The organism is Oceanisphaera sp. (assembly GCF_048268965.1).
Lineage (GTDB): Bacteria > Pseudomonadota > Gammaproteobacteria > Enterobacterales > Aeromonadaceae > Oceanimonas.
The window spans coordinates 38,147-52,026 of record NZ_JBLWUK010000013.1; the positions used below are offsets into that span (position 1 = coordinate 38,147).

At 58.7% G+C, this 13,880-nt stretch carries 13 protein-coding genes; 12 read left to right on the forward strand and 1 reads right to left on the reverse strand.

Annotated elements, in window-relative coordinates; genetic code table 11:
* The first annotated feature begins 202 nt into the window (after positions 1–202).
* Positions 203–1,171: an agmatinase gene (locus ACN0VL_RS07910; RefSeq protein ID WP_417616195.1), complete on the forward strand. Its 969-nt coding sequence runs from the start codon at positions 203–205 to the stop codon at positions 1,169–1,171.
* A 750-nt stretch (positions 1,172–1,921) separates the two neighbouring features.
* Here ACN0VL_RS07910 and paaZ read toward each other — a convergent pair.
* The gene (gene paaZ, locus ACN0VL_RS07915) at positions 1,922–3,961 is read right to left on the reverse strand and encodes a phenylacetic acid degradation bifunctional protein PaaZ (RefSeq protein ID WP_417616197.1); all 2,040 of its coding nucleotides are present in this window, start codon (positions 3,959–3,961) and stop codon (positions 1,922–1,924) included.
* Between the two features lie 269 nt (positions 3,962–4,230).
* Between paaZ and paaA the strand changes: the two genes are divergently transcribed.
* The 11 genes from paaA to paaK are packed head-to-tail and all read left to right on the forward strand — an operon-like array spanning position 4,231 to position 13,867.
* Entirely contained in the window at positions 4,231–5,166 is a 936-nt protein-coding gene (paaA, locus tag ACN0VL_RS07920; RefSeq protein ID WP_417616199.1) for a 1,2-phenylacetyl-CoA epoxidase subunit PaaA, read from the forward strand.
* 11 nt (positions 5,167–5,177) lie between these two features.
* Positions 5,178–5,465: a 1,2-phenylacetyl-CoA epoxidase subunit PaaB gene (gene paaB / locus ACN0VL_RS07925; protein WP_417616201.1), complete on the forward strand. Its 288-nt coding sequence runs from the start codon at positions 5,178–5,180 to the stop codon at positions 5,463–5,465.
* An 8-nt stretch (positions 5,466–5,473) separates the two neighbouring features.
* Positions 5,474–6,238: a 1,2-phenylacetyl-CoA epoxidase subunit PaaC gene (gene paaC / locus ACN0VL_RS07930; RefSeq protein WP_417616203.1), complete on the forward strand. Its 765-nt coding sequence runs from the start codon at positions 5,474–5,476 to the stop codon at positions 6,236–6,238.
* 11 nt (positions 6,239–6,249) lie between these two features.
* Positions 6,250–6,744 (forward strand): 1,2-phenylacetyl-CoA epoxidase subunit PaaD, encoded by a 495-nt coding sequence (paaD, locus tag ACN0VL_RS07935; RefSeq protein WP_417616205.1) that lies wholly within the window; start codon positions 6,250–6,252, stop codon positions 6,742–6,744.
* Positions 6,745–6,770: 26 nt separating this feature from the next.
* Positions 6,771–7,832, forward strand: a complete 1,062-nt coding sequence (paaE, locus tag ACN0VL_RS07940) for a 1,2-phenylacetyl-CoA epoxidase subunit PaaE (RefSeq protein ID WP_417616207.1) — start codon at positions 6,771–6,773, stop codon at positions 7,830–7,832.
* A 9-nt stretch (positions 7,833–7,841) separates the two neighbouring features.
* On the forward strand, positions 7,842–8,618 hold the full coding sequence (locus ACN0VL_RS07945) for an enoyl-CoA hydratase-related protein (protein WP_417616209.1): 777 nt from the start codon (positions 7,842–7,844) through the stop codon (positions 8,616–8,618).
* A complete protein-coding gene (gene paaG, locus ACN0VL_RS07950) occupies positions 8,618–9,409 on the forward strand; it encodes a 2-(1,2-epoxy-1,2-dihydrophenyl)acetyl-CoA isomerase PaaG (protein ID WP_417616211.1) in 792 nt (263 codons plus the stop codon). The genes ACN0VL_RS07945 and paaG overlap by 1 nt, the downstream gene beginning before the upstream one ends.
* A 1-nt stretch (position 9,410) precedes the next feature.
* The gene (locus tag ACN0VL_RS07955; RefSeq protein ID WP_417616213.1) at positions 9,411–10,913 is read left to right on the forward strand and encodes a 3-hydroxyacyl-CoA dehydrogenase; all 1,503 of its coding nucleotides are present in this window, start codon (positions 9,411–9,413) and stop codon (positions 10,911–10,913) included.
* Positions 10,906–11,352, forward strand: a complete 447-nt coding sequence (paaI, locus tag ACN0VL_RS07960) for a hydroxyphenylacetyl-CoA thioesterase PaaI (RefSeq protein ID WP_417616215.1) — start codon at positions 10,906–10,908, stop codon at positions 11,350–11,352. Before ACN0VL_RS07955 ends, paaI begins: the two co-directional genes overlap by 8 nt.
* Positions 11,345–12,553, forward strand: a complete 1,209-nt coding sequence (gene pcaF / locus ACN0VL_RS07965; RefSeq protein WP_417616217.1) for a 3-oxoadipyl-CoA thiolase — start codon at positions 11,345–11,347, stop codon at positions 12,551–12,553. The genes paaI and pcaF overlap by 8 nt, the downstream gene beginning before the upstream one ends.
* Before the next feature lie 24 nt (positions 12,554–12,577).
* Positions 12,578–13,867 (forward strand): phenylacetate--CoA ligase PaaK, encoded by a 1,290-nt coding sequence (gene paaK, locus ACN0VL_RS07970; RefSeq protein WP_417616218.1) that lies wholly within the window; start codon positions 12,578–12,580, stop codon positions 13,865–13,867.
* The last annotated feature ends 13 nt before the right edge of the window (positions 13,868–13,880 follow it).

Genomic DNA, 13,880 nt, shown 5'->3' on the forward strand with positions numbered 1-13,880 from the left:
ACAGATCATTTGCTAAACATCCCATTCACAAGTTACATCATAAAATTTAATGTATACATCATAAGTTTTATATTTTTTGATTTGTATGCTCCTGCAATACTGAGTCCATTATCAGACGCTCAGACCTTCATCGGTGTTCGGGCGTTTTATCAGGCACAGCACCGGTCGGTCAGGCCGTTGGTCAAACAGGGGTAGATAAACCATGAGTGAAAATGCTTACGAAAAAGGTCGTTTGAACCTGCCGTTTGTGGGTTTCTGCACGTTCGGGAAGAAGCGGATCTGCGAAGACTGGGATAACATCAAGGCGGACGTTGCCTTCATGGGCGCGCCCTTCGACTGCGGTACCCAGTGGCGTTCCGGTGCGCGTATGGGGCCGCGCGCAGTCCGTGAAGCATCCACACTGTTTTCTTTCGGCCACGGTGGTGCTTATTCCTATGAAGAGGATTTGATGTACCTGGATGGCGTCGATATCGTCGATATCGGCGATGCGGACATGGTGCATACCAACACCGAAAAATCCCATGCCAATATCGAATACGGTGTGCGCAAGATACTGGAATCCGGTGCCTTGCCGGTGGTGGTCGGTGGTGACCACTCGGTCAATGCCCCCTGTATTCGCGCCTTCGAGGGCCGTGGACCCATTCATATTATCCAGATTGACGCCCATCTCGACTTCGTCGACGAGCGTCATGGTGTTCGCTACGGTCACGGCAACCCGCTGCGTCGCGCCTCCGAGCAGGAGTTCGTTACCGGCATGACGCAGCTTGGCATCCGTAATGTCTCCTCGTCCAACCGTGCGGATCACAAGGCGGCAGAAGATGCCGGTTCTACCATACTGTCCGTGCGCGATGTACGCCGACTGGGCGTAGAGGGTGTGCTGGCGCTGATCCCCAAAGGGGTCAATTATTACATCACCATCGATATCGACGGCTTTGACCCCTCGATTGCCCCCGGTACCGGCACCCCGAGTCACGGTGGCTTCACCTATTATGAAGTGATGGAGATCCTGCAGGGAGTGGCGTTCGGTGGTGAGGTAGTGGGTATCGACCTGTGCGAAGTCGCCCCCGATTATGATCATACCGGCACCACCAGTGTGCTGGCGGCACAGGTACTGATGAACCTGATCGGCTATGTTTTCCACGGCCGCGAGCTGCGTAAACAAAGCGCATAAGATGATAAAGAAACCCTATGCCGGTGTTATGACCGACATAGGGTTATTGGCCAGTGGCTCACCGAGCATCAGGTAACCATTATTGCCCGATGCAGCTGTTCATCAGATTGAGAACCGGACTGAACCGCCTCAAACCAGCTGGCCAAACAAGTCAATAAAAGCCCCTATCAGCTTTGCCTGATAGGGGCTTTCTTAGTTCACTCACTCGTCACTCGTACCAAGTAAGATGCGAGTTATACCAATCTAAATAAAAATATGATCTATTTTAAAGCTGAGTACCAGAGGAAACAGAGTCAGCTCCCACGACACGCCATAAACCCATCCTTGGGGGCTCGGGAAATGACATCCCTGTCATTTCACGGTCGTGGGAGCCGAACTCTGTTGCCTCTCCACAAGCACCGAGTTGTCTGTAGATAGCACCTACAGGCAACTCCGCAGCTTGGGGCGGATGAAGGGATCTACTCCACCGACCATCACATGACAAGGATGTCATGTGTTTGAGCGCTACAGGGATGTGCTTGCAGCGTGTCGGTGGAGTAGACCCTTCGTTCGGCCTTTACTGAGCAGCTAAATAGACCAGTTACTTACTCAGTTTGGTATTAGAACAGAGAAATAAAAAAGCCGGTCATTAAGACCGGCGTAAAAAGGAGACTGGCAAAAGTCAGTCATATTACCTGTGGTGGTACTTCTTTTCTTATTCAACTACTAAACGACAAGTCTGGTCGACAGGGACCTTCCCTTATTCATTGCTCAGCTTTGTGCTTGTACCAGAGTCAGAATGTCGTAGCTGGCTACCAGTTCATCGCGCTGGTTCTTGATCTTGATATCCCAGACGACCACGCCCTGGGGCAGATCTTCCGGATTGCGCTGTGGTTTGCGGGTTTTCTGCTTGCAGGTGAACTCCACCTGTATGGTGTCACCAATCTTCACCGGCTCGATAAAGCGCAGATCGTCCATGCCGTAGTTGGCAATCACCGGGCCTGGGGCTCCGTCCACGAACAGGCCGGCGGCGGCGGATACCACGAAATAACCGTGGGCTACCCGTTCACCAAACAGGGATTCGGCCGCGGCCACCTTGTCCATGTGGGCGTAGAAGTGGTCACCGCTCAGGCAGCCAAAGTTGACCAGGTCTGCTTCGGTCACGGTGCGTCGAGCCGTCTTCAGCTGTTCACCAATGGCCAGCTCGTCGAAGTATTTTCGGAACGGATGTACCCGGTCGTTGATCACAGGTGCACCCTGGTTCCAGCTATGGGTGATTTGGCTCATGGCGCCAGGAGAGGACTGAATGGCGGTGCGCTGCATGTAGTGCTTGACCGCCCGCAGGCCGCCCAGCTCCTGGCCGCCACCGGCGCGACCGGGGCCGCCGTGTATCAGGTGGGGCAGGGGGGAGCCGTGACCGGTACTTTCCTCGGCACTGATCGGATCCAGCAGGTGCAGGCGGCCATGCCAGGGGCCCAGACGGCCAACCAGCTCGGAAACATCCTGGCCGGCGTTGAACACCAAAGAGGCCACCAGGCTGCCTTCGCCCAGAGCAACCAGCTCGACCAGCTCGTCTTCGGAGTCGTAGGGCAGCAGGGTACAGACGGGGCCAAAGGCCTCGGTAGTATGGACCGCAGGACTTTCTTTCGGCTGGTTACACAGCAGCAGAGTGGCCGGATAGAAGGCGCCGGCCTCGGGGTTGTCGGCCAGTACCTCGAATGGTTCCAGATGGCCACCGCACAAAATTTCGGCCTGGGCCGACAGCAGTTCGACTCGTTTCGAGACATCTTTCAGCTGACGTTGGCTGGCCAGCGGACCCATGGTCACGCCTTCTTTTGCCGGGTCGCCGAGCACCACTTTACCCAGGCGAGCCAGCAGCGCCTCTTTTACCTGGGGTAGCAGAGAGCGAGGCACAAAGGCACGGCGGATGGCGGTACATTTCTGGCCGGCCTTGGTGGTCATTTCCCGCACGACTTCCCGTACAAACAGTGCGATGACATCGTCACCCGCTCCTTCGGCCAGAATGGCACTGTTCACCGAGTCCGCTTCCATGGTGAAGGGAATGGACTGGCGGTTGAAGTTGGGGTGGGTGCGCAGGGTCTGGCCGGTCTGGGCCGAACCGGTAAAGGTGACCACATCCTGGGGACCCAGCAGGTCCAGCAGGTTGTTCACCCCGCCACAGATGATCTGCAGGGCGCCGGCGGGCAGTATGCCGGACTCAACGGCCGACTTGACGACCGCCTGGGTCAGCTGGGAACCGTCGGTTCCCGGCTTGATGATGGCCGGCATACCTGCCAGCAGGGTAGGAGCCAGCTTTTCCAGCATGCCCCAGATCGGAAAGTTGAAGGCGTTGATGTGCACCGCCACGCCGGGCTTGGGAGTGAGGATGTGCCGAGCACCGAAACCACCCTTGCGGGACAGGGGCGTCCAGTCGTCTTCGATCAGGATACGCTCGTCACTCAGATCACGACGTACCAGGCTGGAATAGGTAAAGAGGGTGGCGAAGCCGCCTTCAATATCGATCCAGCTGTCCTTGCGAGTAGCGCCGGTGGCGCCGGAAAGCGCATAAAAGTCTTCTTTTTGTGCAGCCAGATGGCTGGCAAGGCTTTTCAGCATCAGCGCCCGCTGGTGAAAACTCATGGCCGCCAGCTCTTTACCGCCTTGTCTGGCATAAGCCAGCATGGCTGCCATATCCAGCCCTTCGCTGGTCACTTCATACAGCGTTTCACCGGTGACGGCATGTTGAACCGGGCGACTTGCTCCGGTTCCTGCCTGCCATTGGCCGGCCACATAGCTTTGCAGCTTTTCCATTGATTCCTCTCCCTCTCAATCTGACACAGTAAAGCATCGATTTAACAAAATGATGTTACATAATTTGTTTTCTTTTGCGGTCAATGTCAACAGGTGTTGTTGTGCGTTGCGGTTATTTATTGTTGTTTTATTCATTATCACTTTGATTTTACTGAGTATTTCAGCTTGGTTAAAATGATTCACTAAAAAAGTTATTGAAATGATTTCGGTGTCATATTACCTTGTTGTTATGTTTTATGGATGTTACATCAATTGGTATTGGAGGCTGAGTGGTGGAGAACGCAGAACAACAGGCGAGGTTTGATCAGACTATTGCGGCTGATATCAGCATCGAGCCCAGAGACTGGATGCCCGAGGCATATCGCAAGACCCTGATCCGTCAAATCGGTCAGCATGCTCATTCCGAAGTAGTCGGCATGTTGCCGGAAGGTAATTGGATTACCCGAGCCCCGACCTTGCGCCGCAAGGCGGTGTTGCTGGCCAAGGTGCAGGATGAAGCGGGTCATGCTCTTTATTTGTACAGTGCTGCCGAAACCCTGGGTGCCGACCGGGACGACATGGTGGAAAAGCTGATTGACGGCAAGATGAAGTATTCCTCCATCTTCAACTATCCCACCCTCAGCTGGGCCGATGTGCCCGCTATTGGCTGGTTGGTGGACGGCGCCGCCATCGTCAACCAGGTGGCTCTGTGTCGCGCCTCTTACGGTCCTTATGCCCGAGCCATGGTGCGGGTGTGCAAGGAGGAAAGCTTCCATCAACGCCAGGGTTTCGAGGCCATGATGGTGTTGGCCAATGGTAGTGAACAGCAGAAGCAGATGGCTCAGGATGCGGTCAACCGCTTCTGGTGGCCGGTGCTGACCATGTTCGGCCCCAGCGACGATAACTCGCCCAACTCGGCCCAGAGCACGGCCTGGAAGATCAAGCGTTTCAGCAACGACGAGCTGCGTCAGAAGTTTGTCGACAACACGGTTCCCCAGGTGGAAGCCCTCGGCCTGACCGTGCCGGATCCGGATCTGAAGTGGAACGAGCAAACCGGCCATTACGAGTTCGGCGAGATCAACTGGGATGAGTTCTATGCGGTGGTTGCCGGCCAGGGGCCCTGCAACCACGAGCGGCTCGCCACCCGTCGCAAAGCCTGGGAAGAAGGCCGCTGGGTGCGAGACGCCGCCAGTGCCTATGCCGCCCGCCGTCAGAAAGCCGCTTAAGGAGAAAAGAGATGAAAAGCAATCAATGGCCGTTATTCGAAGTATTTATTCGCAGCAAGCAGGGTCTGCATCACCGTCATGTGGGCAGTCTGCGCGCCGCCGATGAAACCATGGCGCTGGAAAATGCCCGGGATGCTTATACCCGTCGACGTGAAGGCATCAGCATCTGGGTGATCAAGTCAGAGCTGATCACCGCCAGTCAGCCGGACGACAAGGACGCTTTCTTCGATCCTGCCGACGACAAGGTGTATCGCCACCCGACGTTTTACACCATCCCCGACGGCATAGGCCATATGTAGGAGGCCTCATGAACAAGGCATTACAAGATTCACTGTTTATTTACCTGCTGCGCCTGGGCGACAGCCAACTGGTATTGTCCCACCGCCTGTCAGAGTGGTGCGGTCATGCGCCCGAACTGGAACTGGACATCGCCCTGGCCAATATCGCCCTGGATACCCTGGGCCAGGCGCGCACCCTGCTGACCCTGGCCGGAGAAGTGGAAGGCGAGGGCCGTGACGAAGACCAGCTGGCCTATTATCGCAGCGAGCGGGAGTACAAAAACCTGCTGCTGTGCGAGCAGCCCAACGGCGATTTTGCCCAGACCCTGGTCCGTCAGTGGTTTATGGATCACTACCATCAGTTGTTGTTCACCGAGCTGAGCCAGTCCGGTTACGCGCCACTGGCCGCCTTCGGGGTCAAATCGCTGAAAGAGGTGAATTATCACCTGCGCTTCTCCAGCGGCTGGGTTCAGCGACTGGGACTGGGCACCGAAGAAAGTGCCCGTCGCACCCAGGCGGCGATTGACGAGCTGTGGCGCTTTACCGGCGAGTTGTTCGTGACTGACGAGGTGGAAGACACTCTGGTCGAAGCCGGCATTATCCCCGAGCTGTCGACGCTGGCGCCTCAGTGGGCCGCGCGGATTGCCGGGGAAGTCAAAGAGGCCGAACTGACACTGCCCGAACAGGCACCCTATCGCCAGGGTGGCAAGCAGGGCCTGCACACCGAACATCTTGGCTTCCTGCTGGCGGAAATGCAGAGCGTGCAGCGCAGCTATCCCAACATGAGCTGGTAAGGAGGTTTCAGGTGCAGATTTCCGATCACCGTCTTCCCCGTTGCTGGGAAGTGCTAAAAACGGTTGCCGATCCCGAGATACCGGTGCTGTCGATTACCGATCTGGGCATGATCCGGGGCGTGGACATCAGCGAGGACGGCAGCGTGAGCGTTCGCCTGACGCCGACCTACAGCGGTTGTCCGGCCACCGACATACTGGAAGCCGACATTCTGGCTGCTCTGGACGATGCAGGCTTGAGCCCGGCCCGGGTAAAACTGGACTTGTCCGAGGCCTGGACCACTGACTGGATGAGTGCCGATGGCAAGCGCAAGCTCAGGGAATACGGCATAGCACCGCCCCAGGGGCCGGCCTGTGGTTCGCACCTGATCCCCTCCGATGGAGTGGCCTGTCCGCAATGCGGTAGCGGCCATACCCGACTGATCAGTGAATTCGGCTCGACCCCCTGCAAGGCACAGTACCAGTGTCGGGATTGCCTCGAGCCCTTCGATTATTTCAAGTGCATTTAGCCCTCAACCGCACAGGGAGCAGAGTCATGAATCAATTTTATTCGTTGCGGGTTAAATCCGTACAAGAGCAGACCAGAGACGCCATCGCCATTTCCTTCGAGCTGGACGGTGACAATCAGAACCGTTTTCGGTTCAAGCCCGGTCAGCATCTGACCCTCAAGCACCAGCATGAGGGCGAAGAACTGCGCCGCTGCTATTCCATCTGCAGCCGGGAAGGTCACGAAGATCTGACCATAGCGGTCAAGCGCATTCACGACGGCCGTTTCTCCAACTGGGTCAACGACCACCTCAAACCGGGTGATGTGCTGGACGTGATGCCGCCCCAGGGCGTGTTCTTCCAGCAGGCCGAAAAGCTAGGCGGCGCCCGCTATCTGGGCTTTGCCGCCGGCAGTGGCATCACGCCGTTGCTGTCTATCGTCAAGACCCTGCTGGCCAGCCAGCCAGATGCCAGTTTTACCCTGGTGTACGGTAATCGCAGCTGGGGCCAGACCATGTTTGCCGACGAGCTGGCGGATTTGAAAGACGCCTATCCGACCCGTTTCCAGTTTATCTGTATCTTCAGCCGGGAGCAGGGCGAGAGCGACATCCTCAACGGCCGCCTGGATGAAGCCAAAATCCGGGCCCTGCTCGAGCACAAGCTGTTATCCGCCGACGTCGACCATTGCTTCGCCTGTGGCCCGGAAGAAATGATGAATGCGGTCGAAGGCGTACTGCCGGAATACGGCCTGGCCCGCGATCGCGTTCACACCGAGCGCTTCAACACAGGGCCGGCCCGTCCGCTCAGCGCCGAACAGCGTGCCAGCCGCAGCCAGGGTGAGGTCAGTATCATCCTCGACGGCCGGGAAATGCAGATAGAGGTGCGTGCGGAAGACGACAGCATTCTGGATGCGGCACTTAATGCCGGTGCCGATCTGCCTTATGCCTGCAAGGGCGGCGTTTGTGCCACCTGCAAATGCAAGGTGGTGGAAGGCGAGGTCGACATGGCGCTCAACTATAGTCTGGAGCAGGACGAGCTGGACGCGGGTTATGTACTGAGTTGCCAGGCGCGACCCAAGGGTGGCGTAGTGCGTATCAGCTTCGACGATTAAGGAAGAACGATGAACTGTCAGGATATTCTCGTCAGCCCGGTGGATGCCGGGGTATTGACCATCACCCTCAACCGACCCGAGCGACGCAACGCGCTGCGTAACCAGACTCTGGCTGAGATTGGCGAAGCGCTGGCAGGTGCTGCTGCCAACCCCGAGGTGAGAGCCGTGGTGATCGGTGGCAATGCCCGTTGCTTCGCCGCCGGTGCCGACCTGGAAGAAATGCGTCACCTGGACGCGGTCGGCTTGCAGCAAGACATACGCCCCTCGCTGTGGAAGCGCATCGATGACTTCAACAAGCCGCTGATTGCCGCCGTCAACGGCTATGCCCTGGGCGCCGGCCTGGAGCTGGTGCTGCACTGCGATCTGGTGGTCGCGGGCGAGGGGGCCTTGTTGGGGTTGCCGGAAATCAAGCTGGGTATCATGCCCGGCGCCGGCGGTACCCAGCGGCTGAGCCGCCAGATTGGCCAGCAGACCGCCATGAAGATGGTACTGACCGGCGAGCCGATGACCGCCGAGCGAGCTTACGATCTGGGGTTGGTCAGCCAGCTATGTGTACCGGCGCTGACCGATGAATATGCGCTCAAACTGGCCCGCCAGATTGCCGGCCAGGCACCGCTGGCGGTACAGGCCGCCAAGGGCGCCATCAAGGCCTGCCAGGAAACCAGCCTCAGCCAGGGGCTGCGCCAGGAACGTCAGGCCTTTGTCTGGCTGGCCGGCACCGAAGACAGAAATGAAGGCATCAATGCCTTCCTGGAAAAACGTGCACCTCAGTACCGGGGGAAATAATGGAATATCAACATATCGAATGCTATCAGGAAGGCGCCGTCGGCGTCCTGATATTGAACCGCCCGGCACAGCTCAACAGCTTCAACGAAGTCATGCATAAAGAAGTGGCTGCTGTGCTCAAGGGTTGGGAACACAACTCGGACGTGCGTGCCATCCTGATCACCGGCAACGGCCGCGGCTTCTGTGCCGGTCAGGATCTGGGTGATCGGGCGGTCAACAATGGTGATGAAGCGCCGGATTTGGGGCAGTCCATCGACCGTTACTACAATCCGCTGATCAAGCGCATCACTGGGATGCCCAAGCCGGTGATTTGTGCGGTGAACGGCGTGGCCGCTGGCGCCGGAGCCAATATCGCCCTGGCCTGCGACATAGTGATCGCCGGCCGCAGCGCCTCCTTTATTCAGGCCTTCTGCCGCCTGGGGCTGGTGCCTGATTCCGGTGGCACCTGGCTACTACCACGGTTGGTTGGTCGGGCTCGCGCCATGGCCCTGACCCTGCGGGGTGACAAGGTCAGCGCCGATCAGGCCCGGGAAATGGGCATGATCTGGCAGGTAGTGGAAGATGAGCAGCTGCAAAGTGAAGCCATGCAGCAGGCCCAGCAGCTGTCCCGTCAGCCGACCTATGGCCTGGGCTTGATCAAGCAGGCCATCAACAGCGCCGCCGACAACAGCCTGAACGAACAGCTGGAGCTGGAGCGTGACCTGCAGCGCCTGGCCGGGCGCAGTGAAGACTACCGGGAAGGGGTGGATGCCTTCCTCAACAAACGTACTCCCGAATACAAGGGCCGTTAACATGAGCAGCAGCGTCAATATTCAACAGGTGGCGGTGATCGGTGCCGGTACCATGGGCATGGGTATCGCCCAGGTGGCGGCTCAGGCTGGCCATGGGGTACGTTTGTATGATACCAACCCGGCGCAGACCGCCCGGGCACTGGATGACTTTGCCAGCCGGTTGGCCAGTCGGGTGGCGCGCGGCAAGCTGAGCGAGCAGGATGCCACCGCCTTGCGTGCACGCATCAGCCCGGCCGAGAGCCTGAGCGAACTGGCCGGATCCGATCTGGTGATCGAGGCCATTATCGAGCGGCTGGACATCAAGCAGCAGTTGTTTGCCGAGCTGGAAGGCATCTGCGGCGAGCAGTGCATACTGACCTCCAATACCTCCTCTATTTCGATTACCGCCATCGGCGCAGGCCTGGCTCGTCCCGAGCGGCTGGCCGGCCTGCACTTTTTCAACCCGGCTCCGGTCATGAAGCTGGTAGAAGTGATCTCCGGTCTGGCCACCACGGCAGAGGTGCGTGACACCCTGCTGACGCTGGCCAGAGACTGGGGCAAGGTAGCGGTGCACGCCAGTTCGACGCCGGGCTTTATTGTTAATCGTATTGCGCGTCCCTATTATGGCGAAACCCTGCGCGCCCTGCAGGAAGGGGTGGCCACTCCGGAAGTGCTGGATACCCTGATGCGCAGCTGTGGTTTTCCCATGGGAGCCTGCGAGCTGACCGATCTGATTGGTCAGGACGTGAATTTTGCGGTGAGCAGCAGCGTGTATCGCGCCTTTCACGATGAGCCGCGCTATCGGCCGTCGCTGGTGCAACAGGCGCTGGTAGATGCGGGTCGCTTTGGTCGCAAGAGTGGTCAGGGTTTTTATACCTACGAGGCCGGAAAGGCCGTACTCACCACCTTGCCGACGCCGGTCGGACAGGCGCCTAGCCAGGTAGTCGTATTCGGTGATTGGTCCGGACTCGAGGGCGCCGACGCCCTGTTGGGTCGCTACCAGGGCGAGGCGGAGCGGCGTGACGGCAGCCCGGCGCTGTTGATTGACGGCGTGTGGGTCGAGCTGACTGATGGCCGTAGCTGTGCCTTGCGTCGACCGGGTCAGGCCGCGATGGCGCTGGACTGGGCAGACGACTACGAGAGCGTCAGCCATATCGCCCTGGGGGTGTCTGCCAGCTGTACCGAGCAGCAGGTTGCCGCCGTGGTCGGCTTTTTCCAGAGCCTGGACAAGCAGGTGATACTGTTGTCGGATCATCCGGGCATGCTGGTGCTGCGTACCATCGCCATGCTGGTTAACGAAGCGGCAGAAGCCTGCCTGCATCAGGTAGCCAGCCCCGAAGATATCGATTTGGCAATGCGCTTTGGCGTCAATTATCCCAAGGGTCCCGTGGCCTGGGGGGCAGACATTGGCTATCAGCGCCTGCTAACTCTGCTTGATCACCTTCAGGCCGTCTACGGCGAGGAAAAATACCGGCCCTCGCTGCAATTGCGGCACTGGGCAAGCATGGAGACAAGCCATGACTGAACAATCAGCAGATGAGCTGGCGCTGCACTGTGCCCAGACCATGTTTGCCACCGATCCCTGCAGCCAGCATCTGGGCATGGAAATTGAAAGCGTGGCAGCCGGCAAGGCAGTGATGACCATGCGGGTACAGCCCTGGATGCTCAACGGCCATGGCAGCATACAAGGGGGCATGCTGTTTACCTTTGCCGATTCGGCCTTCGCCTTTGCCTGCAACGGTTACAACAAGGTGACCATAGGCCAGGGCTGCAGCATAGATTATCTCAAACCCGCCTTTGCCGGTGAGTTTCTGCGGGCCCGCGCCCGGGAGTTGCACCGGGGCGGACGTACCGGCACTTACGATGTGGTGGTAGAAAACGAAGCGGGAGAAACGCTGGCCCTGTTCCGGGGGCGTTCCTACCAGGTGAAGGGAAGTATTTTAAAGGAAGAAAACAATGACTGACGCCTATCTGTGTGACATGGCCAGAACTCCAGTGGGCCGCTATGGCGGTGCCCTGAGCGCGGTACGCGCCGACGATCTGGCCGCCATCCCGCTGCGCCAGCTGAAGGAAAACAATCCGCAGCTGCCCTGGGACAAGATTGATGAAGTGATCATGGGGTGTGCCAACCAGGCCGGTGAAGACAACCGCAACGTGGCCCGCATGGCCGCACTGCTGGCCGGCTTGCCGACCACGGTGCCCGGCACCACCGTCAACCGCCTGTGCGGCTCGGGCCTGGATGCCATCGGCTTTGGTGCCCGTACCATCAAGGCCGGCGAAGCCAGCCTGGTGCTGGCCGGCGGGGTCGAGTCCATGTCCCGCGCCCCCTTCGTGATGCCCAAGGCTACCAGCGCCTTCACCCGGGCCAACGAGGTATATGACACCACCATCGGCTGGCGTTTCGTCAATCCGCTGATGCAGCAGGAATACGGCACCGATTCGATGCCGGAAACCGCCGAAAACGTGGCCGAGCGTTTCAATATCAGCCGGGAAGATCAGGATCTGTTTGCCCTGAGCAGTCAGCAGAAAACCGAACAGGCGCGCCAGGCCGGCATTCTGGCCCAGGGCATGGTGCCGGTCGTGATCCAGGGTCGCAAGGGCAAGGTCACGGAAGTGACCCAGGACGAACATCCGCGAGCGGAGACCGCACTGGCGGATCTGAGCCGGCTATCGACCCCGTTCCGGGCCGGTGGAACTGTGACCGCGGGTAATGCCTCGGGCGTCAACGACGGTGCCGCTTGCACCTTGCTGGCAAGCAAGCAGGCCGTCGCCGATTATGGGCTGACGCCCAAGGCACGGATACTGGCCTTGGCCAGTGCCGGTGTCGAGCCGAAATACATGGGGATAGGCCCGGTGCCTGCAGTACGCGCGGTGCTGGAAAAGACCGGCCTGTCTCTGGAAGATATGGACGTGATCGAGCTCAACGAAGCCTTTGCCGCTCAGGCCCTGGCGGTGTTGCGCGAACTGGGTCTGAAAGATGACGATGCCCGGGTCAACCCCAACGGCGGCGCTATTTCCCTGGGACATCCCCTGGGCATGAGCGGCGTGCGGCTGGTGATGGCGGCGGTCAATGAACTGAAACGAACCAATGGCCGCTACGGCCTCTGTACCATGTGTGTCGGTGTTGGCCAGGGTGTCGCGCTGATCGTGGAAAATATCGACTAATTTGGCCAAAGGGAAGAGGCAATCATGACTAAAATGGAACATATCGAGCAGGCATCAAGAGACGAACTGCAGGCCCTGCAGCTGGAGCGACTGCAGAAGACACTGCATCACGCCTATGAAAACGTGCCCATGTACAAGCGCAAGTTTGACGAGGCGGGTGTGCATCCATCCGACTGCAAGACCCTGGAGGATCTGAACAAGTTTCCGTTCACCACCAAACAGGATCTGCGTGATAATTACCCCTTCAACATGTTTGCCGTGCCCATGGAGCAAATCGTGCGCCTGCATGCTTCGTCCGGCACCACCGGCAAGCCGACCGTGGTGGGTTACACCCAGAAGGACATTGATACCTGGGCCGATGTAGTGGCGCGCTCCCTGCGCGCCAGCGGCCTGAGCAACAAGGACAAGATCCATATTTCCTACGGCTATGGTCTCTTTACCGGCGGCATGGGTGCTCATTACGGCGCCGAACGCCTGGGGGCGGCTGTCATTCCCATGTCTGGCGGCCAGACCGAAAAGCAGGGGCAGTTGATCCAGGACTTCCAGCCCGATGCCATCATGGTGACCCCGTCCTACTGCCTGAACATCATCGACGAACTGGAAAAACAGATGGGCGGTGACGCCAGCAACTGTTCGCTGCGGGTCGGCGTGTTCGGCGCCGAGCCCTGGACCAACGCCATGCGCCAGGAAATCGAGCAGCGCCTGGGCATCGATGCCCTGGATATCTATGGCCTGTCCGAAGTCATGGGGCCGGGTGTGGCCATGGAATGCCTGGAAAGCAAGGACGGTCCGACCATTTGGGAAGATCACTTCTATCCCGAGATAGTCGATGCCCACAGCGGTGAGGTGCAGGCCGATGGTGATCTGGGCGAGCTGGTGTTCACCTCGCTCACCAAGGAAGGTATGCCGGTGATCCGCTATCGCACCCGGGATCTGACACGCTTGCTGCCGGGAACGGCGCGCACTATGCGTCGTATGGACAAGATCACCGGCCGCAGCGACGACATGCTGATCATCCGCGGTGTGAACGTGTTTCCTTCCCAAATCGAGGAGCAGATACTGCAGTTCTCCCAGCTGACAGCCCATTATCAGCTGGAAGTGAGTCGTCACGGCCATATGGACTCGCTGCGGGTAAAAGTCGAGTTGCGCAACGATCACGCCAATGCCGATCTGCATTCCCTTGAGCATCATATCAAGCACCGCATCAAGGCGATGATCGGCATTTCCACCCAGATAGACATAGTGGCCGAAGGCCAGTTGCCACGCTCCGCCGGCAAGGCACAACGGGTGTTGGATCTGCGTAAAATTGCCTGAAAGAAATGATACG

Excerpts from the sequence above, each read along its gene's own strand:
- ACN0VL_RS07910 (WP_417616195.1), top strand. The coding sequence starts at position 203 with ATGAGTGAAAATGCTTACGAAAAAGGTCGTTTGAACCTGCCGTTTGTG.
- paaZ (WP_417616197.1), bottom strand. The coding sequence starts at position 3,961 with ATGGAAAAGCTGCAAAGCTATGTGGCCGGCCAATGGCAGGCAGGAACC.
- paaB (WP_417616201.1), top strand. The coding sequence starts at position 5,178 with ATGAAAAGCAATCAATGGCCGTTATTCGAAGTATTTATTCGCAGCAAG.
- paaC (WP_417616203.1), top strand. The coding sequence starts at position 5,474 with ATGAACAAGGCATTACAAGATTCACTGTTTATTTACCTGCTGCGCCTG.
- paaE (WP_417616207.1), top strand. The coding sequence starts at position 6,771 with ATGAATCAATTTTATTCGTTGCGGGTTAAATCCGTACAAGAGCAGACC.
- ACN0VL_RS07945 (WP_417616209.1), top strand. The coding sequence starts at position 7,842 with ATGAACTGTCAGGATATTCTCGTCAGCCCGGTGGATGCCGGGGTATTG.
- paaG (WP_417616211.1), top strand. The coding sequence starts at position 8,618 with ATGGAATATCAACATATCGAATGCTATCAGGAAGGCGCCGTCGGCGTC.
- ACN0VL_RS07955 (WP_417616213.1), top strand. The coding sequence starts at position 9,411 with ATGAGCAGCAGCGTCAATATTCAACAGGTGGCGGTGATCGGTGCCGGT.
- paaI (WP_417616215.1), top strand. The coding sequence starts at position 10,906 with ATGACTGAACAATCAGCAGATGAGCTGGCGCTGCACTGTGCCCAGACC.
- pcaF (WP_417616217.1), top strand. The coding sequence starts at position 11,345 with ATGACTGACGCCTATCTGTGTGACATGGCCAGAACTCCAGTGGGCCGC.
- paaK (WP_417616218.1), top strand. The coding sequence starts at position 12,578 with ATGACTAAAATGGAACATATCGAGCAGGCATCAAGAGACGAACTGCAG.